This window comes from Lactobacillus rizhaonensis, from assembly GCF_036246345.1.
GTDB lineage: Bacteria > Bacillota > Bacilli > Lactobacillales > Lactobacillaceae > Lactobacillus > Lactobacillus rizhaonensis.
In genome coordinates, this window is record NZ_BTTV01000003.1 from 82,934 (window position 1) to 104,148 (window position 21,215).

At 34.6% G+C, this 21,215-nt stretch carries 15 protein-coding genes; 14 read left to right on the forward strand and 1 reads right to left on the reverse strand.

Going from position 1 to position 21,215, the window contains the following annotated elements:
- Positions 1-254 precede the first annotated feature (254 nt).
- The 5 genes from AAA915_RS04950 (at position 255) to AAA915_RS04970 (ending at position 9,072) form a co-directional block, all read left to right on the forward strand.
- On the forward strand, positions 255-2,171 hold the full coding sequence (locus tag AAA915_RS04950; RefSeq protein ID WP_294830286.1) for a site-specific DNA-methyltransferase: 1,917 nt from the start codon (positions 255-257) through the stop codon (positions 2,169-2,171).
- Entirely contained in the window at positions 2,171-4,795 is a 2,625-nt protein-coding gene (locus AAA915_RS04955) for a DEAD/DEAH box helicase family protein (protein WP_294830284.1), read from the forward strand. The genes AAA915_RS04950 and AAA915_RS04955 overlap by 1 nt, the downstream gene beginning before the upstream one ends.
- Positions 4,796-4,845: 50 nt before the next feature.
- The gene (gene budA, locus AAA915_RS04960) at positions 4,846-5,556 is read left to right on the forward strand and encodes an acetolactate decarboxylase (protein ID WP_294830282.1); all 711 of its coding nucleotides are present in this window, start codon (positions 4,846-4,848) and stop codon (positions 5,554-5,556) included.
- A 347-nt stretch (positions 5,557-5,903) separates the two neighbouring features.
- The gene (locus tag AAA915_RS04965; protein ID WP_338200865.1) at positions 5,904-7,505 is read left to right on the forward strand and encodes an ATP-binding cassette domain-containing protein; all 1,602 of its coding nucleotides are present in this window, start codon (positions 5,904-5,906) and stop codon (positions 7,503-7,505) included.
- On the forward strand, positions 7,495-9,072 hold the full coding sequence (locus AAA915_RS04970; RefSeq protein ID WP_294830278.1) for an ATP-binding cassette domain-containing protein: 1,578 nt from the start codon (positions 7,495-7,497) through the stop codon (positions 9,070-9,072). Before AAA915_RS04965 ends, AAA915_RS04970 begins: the two co-directional genes overlap by 11 nt.
- 44 nt (positions 9,073-9,116) lie before the next feature.
- Here the strand turns inward: AAA915_RS04970 and AAA915_RS04975 are convergent, their stop codons facing one another.
- Positions 9,117-10,196, reverse strand: a complete 1,080-nt coding sequence (locus tag AAA915_RS04975) for a GntR family transcriptional regulator (RefSeq protein ID WP_294830276.1) — start codon at positions 10,194-10,196, stop codon at positions 9,117-9,119.
- A 381-nt stretch (positions 10,197-10,577) separates the two neighbouring features.
- Here AAA915_RS04975 and AAA915_RS04980 point away from each other — a divergent pair, with 381 nt between their 5' ends.
- The 9 genes from AAA915_RS04980 (at position 10,578) to AAA915_RS05020 (ending at position 21,215) form a co-directional block, all read left to right on the forward strand.
- The gene (locus AAA915_RS04980; RefSeq protein ID WP_294830274.1) at positions 10,578-12,182 is read left to right on the forward strand and encodes a xylulokinase; all 1,605 of its coding nucleotides are present in this window, start codon (positions 10,578-10,580) and stop codon (positions 12,180-12,182) included.
- Positions 12,183-12,911, forward strand: coding sequence for an L-ribulose-5-phosphate 4-epimerase (locus AAA915_RS04985; protein WP_294830272.1), 729 nt, complete (start codon positions 12,183-12,185; stop codon positions 12,909-12,911).
- Between the two features lie 22 nt (positions 12,912-12,933).
- Positions 12,934-13,905, forward strand: coding sequence for a glycoside hydrolase family 43 protein (locus tag AAA915_RS04990; RefSeq protein ID WP_294830270.1), 972 nt, complete (start codon positions 12,934-12,936; stop codon positions 13,903-13,905).
- A 17-nt stretch (positions 13,906-13,922) separates the two neighbouring features.
- Positions 13,923-15,209: an oligosaccharide MFS transporter gene (locus tag AAA915_RS04995; RefSeq protein WP_294830268.1), complete on the forward strand. Its 1,287-nt coding sequence runs from the start codon at positions 13,923-13,925 to the stop codon at positions 15,207-15,209.
- Positions 15,209-16,702, forward strand: coding sequence for an arabinosylfuranosidase ArfA (gene arfA, locus AAA915_RS05000; RefSeq protein ID WP_294830266.1), 1,494 nt, complete (start codon positions 15,209-15,211; stop codon positions 16,700-16,702). Before AAA915_RS04995 ends, arfA begins: the two co-directional genes overlap by 1 nt.
- Before the next feature lie 57 nt (positions 16,703-16,759).
- Positions 16,760-18,184, forward strand: a complete 1,425-nt coding sequence (gene araA, locus AAA915_RS05005) for an L-arabinose isomerase (RefSeq protein ID WP_294830264.1) — start codon at positions 16,760-16,762, stop codon at positions 18,182-18,184.
- 126 nt (positions 18,185-18,310) lie between these two features.
- The gene (locus tag AAA915_RS05010; RefSeq protein ID WP_294830262.1) at positions 18,311-19,348 is read left to right on the forward strand and encodes an aldose epimerase family protein; all 1,038 of its coding nucleotides are present in this window, start codon (positions 18,311-18,313) and stop codon (positions 19,346-19,348) included.
- 166 nt (positions 19,349-19,514) lie between these two features.
- Positions 19,515-20,369, forward strand: a complete 855-nt coding sequence (locus AAA915_RS05015; protein ID WP_294830259.1) for an ABC transporter ATP-binding protein — start codon at positions 19,515-19,517, stop codon at positions 20,367-20,369.
- Entirely contained in the window at positions 20,370-21,215 is an 846-nt protein-coding gene (locus AAA915_RS05020; protein ID WP_294830257.1) for an ABC transporter permease, read from the forward strand.

A 21,215-nucleotide genomic window follows, 5' to 3' on the forward strand; every position in this document is an offset into this window, starting at 1 on the left:
AATGAGTTAAGAGAACTTGTCATGTCATTATTGAGAAAAGAAGATGATTCTTTTTTGTTGAAGACTAATACTAGAAAATTTTTAATGGCATATAGCTTATTGACAGAAAAAATATATACTAAATTACCTTAATTATTGCTTGAGATGAAAGATTTATAGTTGCTATAACTAAAATATTTTTGTTATGTAAGATTAGCAATTAATAGTTGTTGATATAATAGAATTATTTATAGAAGTTTTAGGAGACGTAAAAGATGGCTGTAGAATCAAAAGCAATGGAACATATACGTAAAGTATTAGGACAATTTGGCGATAAGTATTTTACTAAAAGTTGTGCTTTGAAGAGAAACACTGTCATTGAAGATCTTGATAATTATGATAAAGATTTGATGACAGCTATTTTAAAGGATGATTTATTGCATAAGACATATACTTCCAAGATTGCTGATGTAGAGATATTTGAAATTAATAAATTTGTTGATATGTTACGTTACAAGGAATACTGGGAAGATAGTTTTACTAAATATGATAATAAGATAGGTTTGGCAGCGGGTGATAAATATCTTGATTATTCTTCTGATGTTGTTTTAGATTTTCCTTATAAGGATTGTGTCCTAAAAGCTGGTATGACAAAAGAAGATGTTGAACATTCTGGGGATGTAGATGAACCATTTCTAAATGAAACACTTGCTAAACCTGAAATTGATGAACTTTTTGAACCTAAGATTTTTATTAATGCTACTAAATATGATAAAAATGGCAAGACCAAAGCTAGTTCAATTTCAGACGATGATAATTTAATTATTAAAGGTAATAATTTAATAGCACTTTATAGTTTAGAAGAAAGGTATGCCGGTAAGGTAAAATTAATATATTTAGATCCGCCTTATAATACAAAAGGAAAATTTGGCTATAATGATAGTTTTAATCATTCATCATGGCTTACATTTATGAAAAATCGTTTGGAAATTTCCAAGAGGTTGTTGTCAAAAGATGGTTCTATATGGATTACCTTGGATAATACAGAGTTGAATTACTTAAAGGTATTAGCCGATAATATTTTGGGTCGAGAGAACTTTATTACAACTATTGCATGGCGTTCTAGCGACAACTCAAATAATGATGCTAAACAATTTTCTAATGACTTTAATGAGATACTAGTATATTCTTTGGCTGGAAGTTCATGGTTACCTAATAAAGTTAAAAGGAATTTGAGTCAAAGCAAACATTATTCAAATCCAAATAATGATCCTAGAGGTCCCTGGTTTGATGGTAATCCACTAGGATCACCAAATTATCGGGAAAACTTAATTTATGATATAAAGGCTCCTAATGGAAATGTTATTCATCCCCCAAAGAATGGATGGAGATGGAGTGAAGAAACTTTAAAAGAAAAAATGAAAACGGGGGAAATATATTTTAATAAAGATTTTACAAATATTAAAAGGAAAACATATTTATATGAACAATCCCCACTTCCACCATCAAATTTGTGGTTTGATTTAGAGGTCACTGGTCACAATCGACAAGCTAAAAACGAACAAAAAGTATTGTTTAAGGAAAAAGACAAAGATAAGTTATTTTCTACACCTAAACCAGAAAAGCTATTAGAACAAATTATACATATCGGTTCAGATGAAAATGATTTAGTTTTAGATTTCTTTATGGGGTCTGCCACTACACAAGCTGTTGCTATGAAAATGCATCGTCGTTTTATTGGCATTGAGCAGATGGATTATATTAATACCATTTCAGTGCCTCGTTTACAAAAGGTTATCGCTGGGGAGCAAGGTGGGATATCTAAAGCAGTCAATTGGCAAGGTGGAGGTTCATTCATTTATGCTGAACTTATGGAAAAAAATCAAGGCTATCTAAAAGACATTCAAAATGCAAAAGATATAAATGATCTAATGTCTGTTTATACTCGTATAAAACAAAATGGTGATATTGATTTTAGAGTAGATCTAGATAAATTTGAATCATCCCTCAAAGCTGGTGAACTACCGTCTTTTTCAGACCGTAAAAAGGAACTTATTAAAATTATTGATAAGAACCAGCTCTACTACAATTACAGTAATATTGATGATGCAGATGTTAAAGATTTAATATCTGATTCAGATTATAAATTTAATAAGAGTTTTTATTCTTCAAATGAAGAAGGTAAAGAATAGTGAAAAAAGTGATGAATATAAAGCCTTTTAACACTCTTGAAAAAGCTAAAAAAGCTATTAGTAGTTATTTTACTAAGCTTCCTGATTTTTATTACATAGATGAAAATTTAAAACATACTCTGAGACCATATCAACAGACTGCATTATTTTCTTTAGATTGGTCACAAAGACAAAAAGATGCAGATGAAAAATATAATCAATTAATGTTTAATATGGCCACTGGGTCTGGAAAGACAGATATAATGGCTGCTATTATTCTTTATTATTATAAAGAATTTAACTACACTAATTTTCTTTTTGTTTCTAATACAACTGCTGTAGTTGACAAGACAAAAGATAATTTCTTGAATACTAATTCATCTAAGTATCTATTTTCAGCTCCAATAAATATTGATGGTGAAAGAGTTGATCTAAAGGCGGTAGAATCTTTTCCAATAAATCAAGAAGCTAATACCATTTATATCAAGCTTGCTACGGTTCAATCATTATCTAATGAATTAAATGATCCTCAAGAAAATGCTTTAACCTTTGACGCTTTAAAGAAGCATAAGATCATCATCTTAGCCGATGAAGCACACCATTTTAATGCTGATACTAAGAAAAAGCAACGTGAAGAAAATTCTTGGGAAAATTTGCTAGATAGAATTAGGGATTCTAATAAGCATAACCGCCAATTAGAATTCACAGCTACAATTGATGTTGACAAAAAGGAAGTTTATGAAAAGTACAAAGACAAGATTATTTACAAATATGATCTTAGTCAGTTTATGGATGAAGGTTATTCTAAAAATGTTTTTAGATTACAGGCCAATAATGATAATATAACAAAACTGCTTAATGCAGTTTTGTTAAGTCAATATCGTAAAAGAATAGCAGAGAAGCTAAATATTCCAAACTTTAAACCAATCCTGTTAGTTAAATCTAATCGTATCAAGACCTCTAATGCTGTTAAAGATGAATTCTTAGCAATGATAGATAATCTATCTACTGAATCACTCCATGATTTTCTAGTGACTAATCAAAAGCTAAATGCAAAAAGTAACGCTTTATCGATGACTTATGAGTATTGGCTATCTAAAGATATTGATAAAGCAGTATCAGAGCTTAAGAGAGATTTTAATATCAATACTACGATCAATGTTAATGAGGGTGGTACTAAAGGGATCCTAACTAATAACACTGATTTTAAAAACTTGAATACTCTGGAAGACATCAACAATCCATTTAGAATTATTTTTGCAGTTGCTAAACTGACAGAGGGATGGGATGTTCTTAATCTTTTTGATATTGTACGAGTATCAGAGGAAAAAGAATCCAATTCACTTAAACAGACCAATTCTGAAGCACAATTAATAGGACGAGGTGCAAGGTACTATCCATTTAGCTATGAAGGCAAAAGGTCATATACAAGAAGATTCGATCAGACATCATCTCAAGAAAAGAAATTACTTGAAACGCTATATTACCATACGATCAATAATTCAAAATATATTGATAATTTGAACAAATCATTTGATAATATGGATTTAATTGTTAATCAAGACAGTAATTATCAGACTTTTAGTGCTAAGGTGAAACCATCATTCAAAAAGACGACATTTTATAAATACGGGAATCTGTTTTATAACAAAACAGAAGCAGTGCCTGATTCTGAATATAAAGATATTGGTGATTATGGGATTGATAACTTCAACATGGTTATTGATTACAATATGAGTACTACAGAGAATGAACTGCGTGGTGAGTATTCTTACGTCCGAGAATCAAATACTAGGTATGATAAAGTGGTTGATTTTTCTGATAAGAATGACTATCGACTGATTAGGAAAGCCATAGCGAGAAATAAATTCTATCGTTTTGATAAAATGAGAAAGTATTTGCCAATGCTAAAATCAGTAGATGAGTTTAGCAAATCACCTAATTGGTTGGGGCAATTAAAAGTAAGTGCTCAAGTTCCTGATCAGTATAAGTCTCAATTATCTATGTTAGAGAAGTTAAATGTTTTAGATATTGCTTTACATAAAATCCAAGAAAAAATTATCAAAAATTATCGTAAAGAACGAGGAACAGAGGAGTTTATGCCTGTTGCTGTAAAGGATGTGGTTAAAGATTATAGCAAGCTAGTACCACAAGCCTCTAATAAGAAGTTTATTAACGAACTTATCCGTCCGAAAAAAATGAAGGATAATGAATGGTTCCCTTATGATTATGCAATTACAGATCAGCTAGAATCTTCTTTGATTAATATGATTGGTAGTTTGATTAAAGATTTTAAGAAAAAATATGACAATGTCTATTTAATTCGAAATGAGGAAACTATTGCTAATTGGAGTTTGCACGAGTTTAAAAATGAAGATATTAAGCATTATGAGGGTTATATGCCTGACTTTATTCTAGTTTTAGATAATGGTAATATTATTTATCAAATTTATATCGAACCTAAAGGGGAACATTTACTAGAAAAAGATGAATGGAAGGAAAGATTGTTAGAAAGTATCCGTCCAAAAAATATTAATATTATTGGTGAAAACAGCGACATTAGATTGTATGGTGTTAAATTTTACACGCATGGAGATACCCGTGGTGTGGAAAAGGAATTATACAATTTAAAAATTCTGGATTAGTTGGAATTTTTAAAATTCCAACTAATTATATAAATTAATGGGACAGAAATATGACAAAAAATACATTATTTCAACATGGGACTATGCAAATGCTGGTTGAAGGCCTATTGGAAGGCACTATACCGCTATCAGAATTGTTAAGACACGGCAATATTGGTATTGGAACGGGTGATGGCGTTGATGGTGAATTAGTAATATTGGATGGTGTCGGTTACAAAATAGATATTAGTGGTCCAGCTGTGAAACTGCCAGATGACTTTAAAGTGACTTATGCTGACGTTAGTTTTGCGGATTATCACAAATTCAAAAGCTATCAAAATGTTGAATTGACAGAAATACTAAAAGATGTTTTAACAAAAAATAACGCTCAAAATCAATTTTTCGCAATATTGACTAAAGGTGTTTTCCAAAAAATTCGTACAAGGTCTTCCAAAAAGTCATGTAAGCCATATCCGTCTCTAGGAAAAATTGCGGAAAATCAAGTCGAGTTTGAAGCTGAAAATATCACTGGAACAATGATTAGTTATTACACGCCGCCTGTTTTTCAAGGTGTTGGGGTATCAGGATTTCACAATCATTTTTTGGCAGACGATTTAAGCTTTGGCGGTCATGTTTTGGCAGCAATGATGAAGGATGTAACAGTTAGCATCCAACCAATTGAAAACTTTGAATTGCATTTACCGATAGATAATCAAGAATTTTTAAATGCCAATTTAAGTGACACCAGCAAGTTGGACAATGTTATTTCGAAGTCGGAATAACATTTATTTGCAAATAAAATAAAGAGTGTTCAATTATAGTTAAAACTATAATTGAGCATTTTTTAATGACTCAAATTTTTTAAAAATAGAATAGCTAATAATTTTGGCAATACACTTCAGAAAGTAAGAATTTACCAAAGAAGTAAAAAAACCTTTTAATTACCGTCATTACTGTAAACCAACAAATCAAAAATTAAACACTTTCAAACTAATTTTTCATTGGAATTAGTTTTTATTTATAACCGGCGATTATATTTTACCTGCTAATTTGACACCCTTGCTCATTCATTTTATTATTAGATAAATTTAATAAAATTGATTTAGCATAAAGTGAAAGACGCAAGAACATGACATTAAAGGGACTGATTGGCTCTAATAAACAACGAGCAATTTTTATTATTTTACTTTATTTTATTTTCGCTGTTACCGGCTCACTTGACCAATATTTTTTTCAATTTGCAGTTAACGGACTAAGTGTTGGTAATTTACCGGTTTACATTCGCTGGCAATTAATTGAATTTATTCCGGTAGTTTGTGGTGTATTTATTCTGCCTTTAGCGACTTACCTTTTTAACGCACAGATTCAGGAATATCTTGATCAATTAAGAGGGCAAATGGTAGACCATTTTTATACTGAAAACGATGCGACAGTGGCACAAATGCAGAATTATCTGCAAAGCAATCTGGATACCTTAACTAGGGATTTTGCTCTGCCGTGGATTAATGTTCTTAGCAATTTATTCATTATCTTGCTTTCTGTTGGAGTCCTTTTTAGCCTAAATTGGTCTTTTGTTCTACTAACTGCAATTTTTGTTCTAATAGATTTAAGCTTGCCCAAAATAATGGCGCGTATGACCTCAGATGCAAGTAGAAAAGTGATGCAAAATACCAGTGCCTTTTTAACAGGAATTGGCGAGTGGATCAGTGGTTTAAATGAACTACGGCGGTACCATGCATGGACGATCCTAAATAAAGAAATGAGCAGCTACGCCGAGAAGTTAGAAAAGTCTAAAGTCAATCAAACCAATAAAAACTGTGCTTCCAATACAATTAATGGAATTGGCAATACCTTAGGGCAAATGTCGATTGCCTTTTTAGCTGGCACCCTGTTTTTAACTGGTCAAATAAAAATTGGAGCGGCATTAGCTTCGACTTCTTTTGCTTTTGGTATTTTTTCAGCTGTATCCTCCATTACAAGTGCTGCGGTCAAGATTAAATCTACTAAAAATATCAATCAAACTACGGCTAGTTTGATTTCTAACACTAAATCCAAGCCGAACGGATCATCTGCTCAAATTGCTCAAATTGAAATTAAAAATTTGGCGCTAAAATATCCTAATGGTCCAATAATTAAATATCCCGATTTTGTGATTAATAAGGGTGAAAAAGTTTTGCTTACAGGCGATAGCGGAACTGGTAAATCAACACTGTTCTACGCTATTTTGGGTAAGATCAGGCCTTATCAAGGTCAAATTATTTTTAAAAATAATGCGGGGCAGATTTTTCAACCAAATTTAAACCGGATCAGTTACATTGCTCAAGATCCGCAATTGTTTCCAGGAACGATTGCGGAAAATATCGTGATGTTTCACCAACAGTTGTTGGATCAAGTACCTAATTTAATTAATAAAGTGCAACTGCAGAGCGACATTGCGAGATTTCCCCAAGGAACCAACACACAGGTTGATTTGGATAAAAATAATTTATCAGGCGGCCAAAGGCAAAAGATTATCCTTGCCAGATCAGAAGTTTTCGCTGACGAAATTATTTTGCTGGACGAAGCGACAAGCGCCATTGATAGTCAGGCTACTAAGCAAATTATTGCCGAGCTGATTAACACTGATAAGACCGTGATCATGATTGCCCATAATCTTAATTTTGAAGTTAAAAATATGTTTGATAAAACGATTCGGTTAGCAAGCCAGAAGGAGAACAACCGTGACTTTTAAAAACTTCTTTCATACCAATCAAATTCGTTTCATATTCATTGTACTTTTTAGTTTCTTACAACCTTTTGTTTTAATCGGTGCATCATACTTAAATATGTGGGAATTTACCGCTTTGCGCCAGCATGACGGCCAAGCCTGGTTGTTAATCATTACTTTTACAACATTAGCTTATCTTTCGTCGTATGCTTTTGACTGGGGTTCTGAATATTTACTGGTACGACAAGTTCAAGAATTTAATCGCACTTTAAGAAGCAAAATAGTAAGCCACGTCTATCATGACCGTAAAAATTATCAAACTTCGCAAGTTAAAAATCGCCTGACCAATGATCTTAATACGGTTAACAATCAGTCCTTTAACTTAATTCCTGTCATTTGTAATTTTCTAGGCTATATTCTTTTCTCCGTAATTGCCCTGCTGACAATGCACTGGAGTTTGTTGCTACTTATCTTAATTTCGGTAGCCGTTTCCATTGTTTTGCCTAAAATAATTGAAAAGCCATTGCAAAAAGCTACGGAAAAAGTATCTCATCAAAATAGACAATATTTGGATCTGATTGAAAAATGGCTAAGCGGTATTGCTGAATTAGAGCGGTATCTTGCCGGTGATAAATTAACTAGCGTAATGCACAAGGGAGCGCAAGATTTAGAAAAAGCCAATCTCAAACAGACACAGGAACAACAAATTCTATCCATTATTACTAATGGTGTTGCGCAAGTTATGATCCTGATTTTGTTCGTCTGGACTGGTATTTTAATTAAAGGCGGTCTGGTTACGTTTGGTGCAATTGCAGTTATCGGTAATTTTAGTCATTATATTTCACTAGCAATCGAATACTTGCCATTCTATTTTGGCTTAATTAAGGGCACCAGAACTTTGAGATACAAAGTTACCGCAGCAACTGTACCAGTAAAAACTGATGAGCAAAAGTTAGGAACACCTGTTGCTTTTAGTACAAAAGATTTGGCAATTAGTTTTCCTAATGGTGAAACTTTGAATTTCCCTGATATCACTGTCAATTGTGGCGAAAAAATTTTGTTAACAGGTGATAGCGGAACAGGCAAGTCAACTTTGTTTAAACTAATTTTAGGGATTTTGTCACCGAGTTCGGGGAAAATAGCATTTAAGAATCAAGAGGGAAAGGTGATCGAACCGGATTTAGCTAAAATCGGCTACATTGCACAAGATCCTGTTTTATTTCCCAGCACCATCAAAAACAATATTACAATGTTCAATCCCAAATTAGACTTGCTGGCCGAACCTGCAGCTCTAGCAGTAGGTTTGGGCGCAGATATTGCCAAATTTTCTCATGGCATGAATACAGAAATAAACTTGCAAAAACTAAATGTTTCTGGCGGTCAAAGGCAAAAAATAATTCTTGCGCGTTCGCAAATACATGACAGTAAAATCTTACTGATTGATGAAGGCACAAGTGCAATTGATCAGGCAGGAACCAGAGAAATCCTGCAAGAACTCCTTAAAATGCCAGGCACTGTCATTTTTATCGCCCATAATTTTGATAAAAACCTGCAACTGCTGTTTGACCGCGAGATTCATCTAAGTAAATAGCAACAGTAAAAAGGCGTTAATCAAGTTTTTGATTAACACCTTTTTTATTGCTTCAGTGTAGCAACTGAATCGCGAATCATCATCTCAGGGTGATGTACCACTGAAGTAAATTTCTTACCATTTATTAAAGCTAAAATTCCTTTGCCTGCCTCTTGACCAACGGAAGTTCTCTGATAATTCATAGTCGTCAGGCTAGGGTTTAAGTAAGCAGATGAATCGTAGTTATCGAAACCAACCACAGAAATATCCTGGGGAATTTTGATTTTTAGCTTTTTCAACTTGTCAATGACTAAAACAGCCAATTCATCATGATAACATGCTATTGCCGTTGGCGGTTCGGGACCATTTAAATACAAATCAATTTTTTTACTAATAACAGAGAAAGGATCATGTGAGCTGTACATAATTAAATTACTACTTGCTAAATTAACATTATTTTCCTGATAAGCAGCGATAAAGCCCTTCATCCGTTCGACCCCTTGAAGATCGTCTGTTTGAAAGATACCTAAAATTCGGCGATGATTTTGCTGCAATAAATAAGTTGTCAATTCATTTTCTGACTCTCTATCCGAATTCACAATAGCAGGAAAATTAAATTCAGAGTATTCCGCATTAATGAATAATAAGGGTATTTTGCTTTTTGCAATTCGACGGTAAATATCTGAATTTTGGCAAGGCTTGGCACTTTCACTGGGTTCAACGATTAAACCGGCCACTTGTGAATCAAGCATTTTAATCAAACTTGATCGTTCAGTTTGAGGATAGTTATGAGTATTAGCTAAAAGCAAAGAATAGCCCTGTGGTTCAATTTCAGAATCAATTTGAGCAATAATCTTGGGAAAAATGTAATCAGCAATGTGAGTACAAATTAATCCGATGGTTTTGCTTTGTGGATTGGCTTGCCATTTTTTATTCCAATCCTGGATGTACATTCCGCTTCCTTGGACTTTGTAGATTAAATGCTCATTTTGCAATTCAGTTAAGGCTTTTCTAACAGCATAACGAGTGACCTTGAAGCGGCGCATTAACTCGTCTTCTGTGGGTAATTTTTGGTTAACTTCGTAATTACCAAAAGTTATTTCATTTTTAAGTGTTTCCACAACGTTTATATAATCGCTTTTCATTGTGTAACCTCCTAAAATTCATTTGAATAAATTTTAACTAATATTGTTAAAATCCTTATTCTTTTGATTAAAATCATAACATAGTTCAATTTTAAAAGGTAACTTATATTTATTTTTTGCTGAAATATTGGTATTTTTATAAAGAGCAAAGGTATAAACGTAAACAATAAATTTATGCTAAAAAAGCCCAATAAAAACAAATAAAATTTCTAAAATAGCTAAAATGCCGTGAAATTAAGAGTTTATAAACCTTAAAAATTTTCAAAAACATTCGAATGAATTTTTAAACCTATTGAATTGTTCAAATAAAAAATATATCATGAAAGTGCTTTCCGAAGAAAGCTAAGGATAGAATTCTACCGTGAGGAAAGAGGCGTTTAAATGAACATTACTAAAATTGTTCAACTCATTCAAAGGGGGCAAACAGCATTAGGGATTGAATTCGGTTCTACACAAATTAAGGCAGTTTTAATCAGCCCTGATTTTCAGCCGCTGGCTTCTGGCAGCTTTTCATGGGAAAACAGATTGCAAGATGGTATTTGGACCTATTCTGAAGGAGATATTTTTACTGGCTTAAGGCAAAGTTATGCCCAGTTAGCTGCTATGGTCAGCAGTAAATATCATGTCAAAATTGAAAGAATAGGAGCCATAGGTGTTAGTGCAATGATGCACGGCTATTTGGCCTTTGATACTAATGGCAAACTGCTAGTCCCATTCAGAACATGGCGTAACACCATTACGGAAGATGCAGCAGAAGAACTAACCAAGCTATTTAACTTTAATATTCCTTTACGTTGGAGTATCGCTCATTTATATCATGCGATACTGCAAAACGAGCATCATGTTAAAGATATTGCTTACATCACAACTTTAGCTGGTTATGTTCACTGGAAATTATCTGGTGAAAAAAATATTGGAGTTGGGGACGCTTCAGGAATGTTTCCAATTGATAGTGATGGTCAGTTTGACCAAACATGTCTTCGCAAATTTTCCAGTTTAGAAAAGGTGAAACAGTATCCGTGGCAAATCGAAGATATTTTACCTCAAGTTTTAAAAGCTGGTGAAGTTGCAGGCTATTTAACTGAAAAAGGTGCTGCTTTACTTGATCCAACTGGTACTTTAAAAGCTGGTAGTGTTATGGCACCACCTGAAGGAGATGCTGGAACCGGCATGATTAGTACCAATAGCGTTAGACGGCGTACAGGAAATATCTCTGTGGGTACATCAGAATTTTCGATGGTTGTTTTAGATAAGCCTTTGCAAAAAGTTCATAGGGACATTGATATTGTTACGACTCCTACAGGACTACCGGTGGCAATGGTTCACATAAATAACTGTTCTTCAGATATTAATGCTTGGTCGCAGGTCTTTCGCGAGTTTGCAGGCAGATTAGGTAAAAATATTAGTGCAGACGAACTATTTAGCACTTTGTTTTTAGATACTACAAAGTCAGATCCAGATGCCGGTGGCATAGTTAACTATAGCTACTTTTCAGGTGAACCAGTAACCAAAACCCAAGAAGGAAGACCTTTGCTAATTAGAACACCTAACAGTAAATTTACTTTAGCTAATTTTATGTTGGCACAGCTTTATTCAGCTTTTGCACCACTCAAGATTGGAATGGATATTTTAACTAATGAGGAGAAAGTGACAACGGATGTCATGATTGCCCAAGGCGGACTATTTAAGACGCCTGTTGTAGCTCAACAAGTTTTATCTAATGTTTTGAATATGCCAATTTCCGTTATGACTAATGCTAGTGCTGGTGGTCCTTGGGGTATGGCAATTTTAGCCCAATATGTATCATCCGGTGCTCAAGAAAAGCTGGAGGACTACTTAGATGAGAAGGTTTTTGTTGACTCGGAGATAATGACACTGAGTCCTGAACAAAAAGGAGTTGCAGGTGCGGGCAAGTACATTGAGCGTTACCGTTCGGCTCTATCTTTGGAAAATTCAGCGTCTATTTTGAAAGATGAGGAACGTTAAATGCTGGAGCAATTAAAAGAAGAAGTTTACAAGGCTAATATGCAGTTGCCTCGATTAGGATTAGTTACTTTTACTTGGGGTAACGTTTCCGGAATTGATCGTGATCAAGGATTATTTGTAATTAAGCCTTCAGGAGTTGAATACGATAAACTAAAACCTGAGGACATGGTGGTAGTTGATTTGTCAGGCAAAGTAGTCGAAGGAAAATTGAATCCATCAAGTGATACTCCTACGCACACATATTTATACAATCATTTTCCAAAGATTGGTGGCATTGTTCATACTCATTCACCTTGGGCAGTAGCTTTTGCGGCTGCTAAGATGGATATTCCGGCACTTAACACCACACACGCCGATACTTTTTACACTGATGTTCCAGCAGCTGATGCGTTGACTAAAGAAGAAATCGAAGAAGATTACGAAGGCAATACTGGCAAAACTATAGTCCATACATTTAATGAGCGCCACCTAGATTATGAAGCTACTCCAGGAGCCCTAGTTAGTCAACATGGTCCGTTTTGCTGGGGACAAACACCAGCCCAGGCTGTTTATAATGCAAAGGTATTAGAAGTTGTAGCCGAAGAAGACTATCATACGCTGCAATTGACTAGAGCAAACAGCAGGCTACCACAATATTTGTTAGACAAGCATTATTACCGTAAACATGGTAAGAGTGCATATTATGGTCAAAATAACGCGCAATCACAGACGCACGCTAAAAGAAAATAAGTGAAATTAGGAGGAAATAATTATGGAAACTAATACTTATACTAATCCCTTAATAATCCAAAGAGCGGATCCGTATATTTATAAGCATACAGACGGTTACTATTATTTTACAGCTTCTGTACCGTCTTATAATCGCATTGAATTAAGAAGAGCAAGAACCCTTGAGGGACTGGCACACGCAGCTCCCAGAACTATTTGGCGCAAACATGATAGTGGAGAAATGAGCCAGTTAATATGGGCACCGGAACTTCACTATATTGATGGCAAGTGGTTCATTTACTTTGCTGCAGCAGAAACAAAAGAATTAGACAAAAACGGTATGTTTCAACACAGAATGTTTTGCATCGAATGCGATGAGGCTAACCCAATTACCAAGGAAGAAAATTGGATTGAGCATGGACAAATAAAGACTGGTATGGACAGCTTTTCATTAGACGCAACCAGTTTTGAATACAAGAATATTTTGTATTATGTTTGGGCTCAAAAGGATCCAAATATTAAAGGGAATTCAAATATTTATATAGCTGAAATGGAAAATCCGTGGACATTAAAGACTAAGCCTGTCATGTTAACCAAACCTGAGTATGACTGGGAGACAAAGATTTTCTGGGTAAATGAAGGTCCAGCTGTAATTCATCATGGTGATAAGTTCTTCCTTACTTATTCAGCAAGCGCAACTGATGAAAACTATTGTATGGGTATGCTTGTGGCTTCAGACACAGCAGATTTGTTAGACCCTAACAGCTGGAAAAAGAGTTCAAAGCCAGTATTTCAAAGCGATTTAGCACATCATCAATATGGACCTGGTCACAATTCATTTACCAAGGCAGAAGATGATAAGACTGATATTTTAGTTTACCACTGCAGAGATTATACCGATATTAAAGGAGATCCTTTGTACGATCCAAACCGTCATACTAAGATTCAGGCTTTCACTTGGGACGAAAATGGCATGCCTGTTTTTGGTAAACCAGTTCCATATAACTATCAGTAATAAATAGAGGAGAAAAAATGAATAGTGAAGTAAAAAAAGAAAATAAACATTTTTGGGGTTTCCCGTTTACCCATTTTAGTTACTTCTTTATTTGGGCAACTGTAAATGGTTACTTGACTCTATGGATGGAGCAAGTAGGTCATCTAAATGGCGCACAATCAGGGCTAGTATTCTCAATGATGGCAGGAATTTCACTAATCTTTCAGCCTTTCTTTGGAGTAATCTCTGACAAATTACTTTTCAGGAAAGATTTGATACTAATTATTGGTGTAGTAGGAATTTTCATTGGGCCTTACTTCCAATGGGCTTTCATACCATTAATGAAAATTAATTCATTTTTGGTTGCCTTTGTTACCGGTGTTTTCCTCAGCTTTGTTTTAAATGGCGGTGTTAGTGTAGTTGAACAATACGTTCAGCGTGCTAGTTTGGCCAACGGCTTTGAATATTCCCACTCACGTTTAGGTGGTTCTTTAGCCGGAATTGTGGCTTCATTAGTAGCAGGTCGTCTGTTTCTATGGAAACCAGATTCAATTTTCTGGATGTGTTCTATTGCTGCTATAATTTTTGTTTGCTTGTTGTTGTTTAGCGATAAAATTAATATGGATAATGCATCAGCTGCCGGTGATACATCTAATTCATTGAATATGCAGATTGTTGGTTCTGTATTTAAGAATAAAAACTTCTGGTATTTATGTATCTTTTATGTTGGTGCATCAGCTATTTTTGATGTTTTTGATCAGCAATTCATTATCTTTTTCAAGACATTCTTTGCTACTGCAGCTCAAGGTACTTTAGTATACAGCTATATGTCATCTGCTCAAACTTTAATCGAATTTATCTTAATGTTTCCAATGCCTTGGATTATCAATAAGATTGGAGCTAAAAAGGGCTTAATTGCTTATGGCTTTTTAACTTGTATTCGTATTTTAGGTTCTGCTTTATCTCCAACTTGGGGTTGGATAGTTGTATTTAGACTGCTGGCTGGCCTGGAAATGCCGTTGCTTTTAACATCAATCATGAAATACATCGCCGGTGCGTTTGATATTAGATTATATGCTACTGTTTATGCATTAGCTTCAAACTTTGCCAAGCAAATATCTGTCTTTATCTTTTCATCAGTAGCTGGTCATATGTATGATGGCTTTGGTTATCAACATACATATGTCATGATGGGTATCTTCGTCTTTGTTATTACTCTCTTTTCAGCGTTTGCTTTAAAGAAAGAAGACCCAGTACAGGCTGGTGAAGTTGAAGAAAGTAATGCTTCAAGTAATACCCAATCAAGTTCTGTGGAGAATAAATAATGGTAAAAGCCTCTTTTAAAATTAATTCAGACAATATAATTGGTAAAATTGACCCACGTATGTGGGGCTCTTTAACTGAACAGCTAGGCCGTTGTGTTTATAACGGTATTTATCAACCGGATCATCCTTTAGCTAATAAAGATGGGTTTCGCACTGATGTGATTGAAGCTATCAAGAAATTAAGAGTTCCCCTAATTAGGTATCCAGGAGGAAACTTTGTTTCAGGCTATAATTGGGAAGATGGCATAGGTCCTAAAGATACAAGACCTGTCAGACTAGATTTGGCATGGAAAAGTATTGAAACCAACCAATTTGGTTTACACGAATTTTTAAATTGGTGTAAATGTATTGGTGCTGAAGCTGATATGGCTATTAATCTTGGCACCCGCGGAATAGATGCCGCTCGCAATTTGATCGAATACTGCAACTTCCCAGGTGGTACTTATTGGAGTGATTTACGCATTAAGAACGGACAAAAAGAACCATTCAATGTTAAATTATGGAGTCTCGGCAATGAAATGGATGGAGACTGGCAAATAGGTCATAAAAATGCCCATGAATATGGCAGATTGGCTCATGAAACCGCTAAGGCAATGAAAATAGTTGATCCTTCTATTGAATTAATAGCTTGTGGAAGTTCGCTACATACTATAGATACTTTTGGCTCATGGGAAGAAACTATTTTAGATAACGTCTACGAAGACGTAGACTACTTATCACTTCATCAGTATTATGATGATAATGATCACGATATTAAAAAATTCCTTTCATCCTCGGTTGATTTGGATAGTTTTATTAGTGAAGTGGTTTCAATTTGTGATGCTGTTAAAGCGCGCAAGCACATAGATAAGACCATGTATTTGGCTATGGATGAGTGGAACGTTTGGTATCATTCAAAGGAAAATGATGATAAACAAAAACCATGGCAAGTAGCACCACATTTGTTAGAAGATCACTATACGTTTGCTGACGCGCTTGTTGTAGGTTCACTGGCTCTAACTTTATTAAAGCACGCCGACAGGATTAAGATTGGCTGTTTGGCACAACTGGTAAATGTTATTGCCCCAATTATGACTAATAATGAAGGAAATCCTTCAGTTTGGTATCAATCAATCTTTTACCCATTTATGCAAATTTCAAACTTTGCACAAGGCGAATCGCTTAAGGTTGATAGTAAAGTAGAAAACTATACTGTAGTAAACAGAGACGTACCATATCTCAGTTCAGCTGCAGCAGTCAACAAAGCAACAAATGAAATAGTCTTATTTATTGAAAATAAGGCTGATGAACCGGCACAGTTTGAATATCAACTCGGCAATTTTCCAAGTGTCGGCTTAAAAGAAGCAACTCAATTTGCAGGGTATGATCTTGACGCAACAAATGAAAATCAATTAATGCATATTTCAGAATTAAAAGATGTTGCTATCGACAATAATACTGTGAAAGGAAAACTCGACGCATATTCATGGAATATGATTCGTTTAAGTCTTTAATTAATTATTGTTAAAGCTTAGTTTAGACATTTTTTTAAAATAAAAGGAGGACAAATAATGTTAAATGTACCAAAATATGAATTTTGGTTTGCAGTTGGTAGTCAACACCTTTATGGTGAAGAAACCTTACGCAGTGTAGCTGATGATGCGCAAAAAATTGCTGATGGCTTAAATGAAAAAGGCAATTTACCTTACAAAGTTGTGTTTAAGAAGGTTTTAACTACAGCTGATGAAATTACCCAGTTTATGAAAGAAGTCAATTACAGGGATGAAGTTGCCGGTGTAATCACATGGATGCATACATTTTCACCCGCTAAAAACTGGATTCGCGGTACAAAACTATTACAAAAGCCGTTGTTACACTTTGCAACCCAATTTTTAAATTATATTCCTTATGACACAATTGATTTTGACTATATGAACTTGAATCAAAGTGCTCATGGTGACCGTGAATATGGCTATATTAATGCTCGCCTGCAAAAGCATAATAAGATTATCTATGGCTATTGGCAGGATCCAAAGATCATGAAGCAAATTGCTGACTGGGAAAACGTTGCTGTAGCTTATGATGAATCATTCAAGTTAAAAGTTTGCCGTTTTGGTGACACAATGCGTAATGTAGCCGTTACTGAAGGCGATAAAGTTCAAGCTCAAATTCAATTAGGCTGGACTGTTGACTACTACGGCGTTGGCGACTTAGTTGCTGAAATGGAAAAGGTCAAAGAGTCTGACATTGATGATGAATATGCTGATTTAAAAGCAAAATATATTTTAGTCCAAGGGGCTATGGACCCAGATGCTTATAATCAAACGGTTCGCTACCAGTTAAAACAGTATATTGCAATGAAACACTTCTTAGAGCGTGGTGGCTATACCGCTGTTACCAGCAATTTTGAGGATTTGCATGGGCTAGAGCAACTCCAAGGTTTATCAGCTCAACTGTTAATGCGTGATGGCTATGGCTTCGCAGGTGAAGGTGACTGGAAGACTGCAGCCTTACTGAGAACTTTCAAGATCATGACTCATAATCAAAAGACTGCCTTTATGGAAGATTACACTCTTGATTTGCGTCCAGGTCATGAAGCAATTTTGGGTTCCCACATGTTGGAAGTTGATCCATCAATTGCTTCAGAAAAACCACGGGTTGAAGTTCATCCTTTAGATATTGGCGGTAAGGCTGATCCAGCAAGATTAGTTTTTTCTGGTTCTGAAGGAGACGCTATTGATGTTACTTTAGCTGACTTTAGAAATAACTTTAAGCTTGTTACTTATGCAGTTGATGCTCATAAGGCTGAAAAAGAAACACCGCACTTGCCTGTAGCTAAACAATTATGGACTCCAAAAGTTGGTTTAGAAAAAGGTGCTACTGAGTGGATCAAGGCTGGTGGTGGCCACCATACTGTCTTCTCATTTGCAGCAACAGAAGACCAAGTTACTGACCTTGCAACTATGTACGGAATTGATCTGTGCAGTATCAAATAAAATCAAATCGCTAACTAATAAATCCCAAACACTTATGATTAAGATTTCTTAGAAAAAATACACTATTTCAATAGTATAATTGAAGTAGTGTATTTTACTAATACTATTAAGTTAATTGGAGAAAAAATGGAAGACATTGAGGAAACATTTGAAAATTATCAAGGTAACGATGTTAAAAAAGTTACGTTAAAAAATGATCATGGTATAACAATTTCATGTTTATCGCTGGGAGCTACCTGGTACGAATTTTTGGTACCTGATAAAAATAAACAACAAAAGAATTTGTTGATGAACTTTGATCATTGTGCAGATTATTATTCTAACGGTTTATGTTGTTGTCAATCAATTGGACGTGTAGCTGGCAGAATTAAAAAAGGCCAGTTCACTTTAGATGGGTCTAATGTGCAAGTTCCCACGAATGAAAATGGCAACACTCTGCATGGTGGTAATAAAGGCTTTCGCTTTTTAAACTGGCAAACACAAACTGCTAAAACTGCTAACAGTGCGAGTGCAATATTTAAAAACCTGATTAAAGAAGACCATGACGGATTTCCTGGCGATATGCTGGTTACCATTACTTATACTTTAGATAATGAAGATAAATTAACAATCTCTTATAAAGCTGAAAATGGTACGAAAACAACACTGTTTAATCCCACCTGTCATGCTTACTTTAATTTAAGTGCCCAGCCTAATTTAAGTACGCACGAAATTAAGATAAATAGTGAGGAACATTTACAACTTGACTCTGAGTTAATTCCGACTGGAAAAATGCTGGCAAATGCCAATACTCCGTATGATTTTCATGATTTTAGCAATTTAGCTGCTGCATTAGAAGCCAATAAAGGTTTCGATGACGCGTTTGTTATTAATGGTAAAGAAAATCAAATGAAACCTGTGGCTACTTTGAGAGAAAAAGGAAGTGGCCGTCAAATTACTATTTCAAGTGAAAGTAATTGTTTAGTAATGTATACCATGACGCAGGAGCAAACTGGAGTAAAATTTAAGCGGGACAACGGTTCTACCGCACAGCCAAGTGAAGCTGTTGCTTTAGAAGCGCAAGTATTGCCGGATGCAATCAATCACCAAGATTTTGGAGAAATTGTTTTACCTGCTAATACTACCAAGGAACATCAAATCGTTTTTGCTTTTAAGCAGAATTAAGTTTTTAATAAATCTTATTTAGAAGGCTACTGATTGTAGCCTTTTTTATATTTCATGATTTAATTTTGTCCTTTTGTGTTAAATATTTGGTTGCTTATCTATAAGTTTGTTACAAATTTTTATTTTATTAGTATGATGGCTCTAATTAGAAAAGGAGATGCCAATTATGCTGATTGAAACAAAAGAATTAACAAAAAAATTTGGTAATAAGGTTGCTGTCAGCAAAGCTGATATTCAAATTAAAGAGGGCCAGCTTGTTGCTTATTTAGGAACAAACGGTGCGGGTAAGTCTACCACTATTAATATGCTAACCGGATTGTTAAAGCCAACTTCAGGTGTCATTTCATATGCAGCAGGTTTGAAAATAGGTTTAGTTTTTCAGAATAGCATTTTAGATAATGAGTTAACAGTTAAAGACAATCTTTATTTAAGAGCAAGGATGTACCGCAACTTTTCTCAGGAGTGGCTTGAACAATTAATTGACTTAATTGGCATCAAAAACTTTTTAAAGCAAAAATTTGGCACTTTATCAGGCGGCCAAAAGAGAAGGGTAGATATAGCCAGAGCTCTTATTTGCAAACCAAATTTACTGTTTCTGGACGAGCCAACTACAGGCCTTGATATTCAAACCAGAAATGCTATCTGGGAATTATTGACTAATCTGCAACAGCAACAAGGACTCACTATTTTTTTAACAACGCATTATTTAGAAGAAGCTGAAAATGCCGATCAAATGTATATTTTGGAAAATGGTCAAATACTAGCTAGTGGCTCTGCTGCAGAAATTAAGAACCAATATGCTCCTAATAAATTAATACTAACTGTTGATGATATTCAGGCTTTAGACACTAACCAAAAAGTTATTCGGCTTAATCATAAGCAAGTTGAAATTGACGCTTTATCGGCGCAAGAAACTGTTGAATTATTAAAAATCAATCAAGCAAATATCGCTGACTTTACTTATTCTAAAGGAACTATCAATGATGCATTTTTGCAGATTACAGGAAAGGAGATACAATAAATGGTTGCTTTATTTCGCAGAAATTTAAAAATCTATTTTTCTAATATTACTGGTGTAATTATGTCATGCCTCGGTGCATTGATATCTTTCTTTATTTATATTGGCTTTTTGCAAAACAATCTAGAAAAAAGTTGGCAAAATTTACCACATGTTACTAAAATATTAGATTTGTGGATGATAGCCGGTATTGTTGCAGTTTCTGGTATTACTACAGCTTTTCAAGCTCTCGGCCAGCAAGTTACTGATCAAGAAAGTCATGCTGTTGCCGATTTTCAACTAACGGGTTTATCACAATTCAAACAAAATCTTGCTTATGTTTTAACAGGGATAGTAGTTAGCTTCTTTATGCAAATAATTACGTTTATTGTGATGGCAGCTTATTTTGCTCTAGTAGATAAAGTAAGAATTCCTCGAGAAGCATACCTACCTGGGCTTGTATTTATTTTCGTGGGTGGAATTGCAGCAACTTTACTTGATGAGATAATTGTATTGTTCATGCATTCCAGCACCACTTTTAGTCGATTTTCTGCTGTTTTAGGAGCTGCTGCGGGCTTCGCCGTTGCGACTTATTTACCATATGGTATATTGGTTTCTGGAGCACAAAATTTGGTAAAATTAGTACCAAGTAGTTATGAAGCAGCTGCTTTAAGAGGCTTTTTACTTAAACAGACATTAGGTACTCTTCCAAATAATGTAAAACGGCATTTAATTAATTATTTAGGAATACAGTTCAAAATCAATAGTAACAGACTAAATAATATGCTTGTTTTGCTATTAATGATTGTAATACTAATTTTAGTGATTATTATGCTTTCGCTTATCACTGATAGAAGGCGCAATAGATAA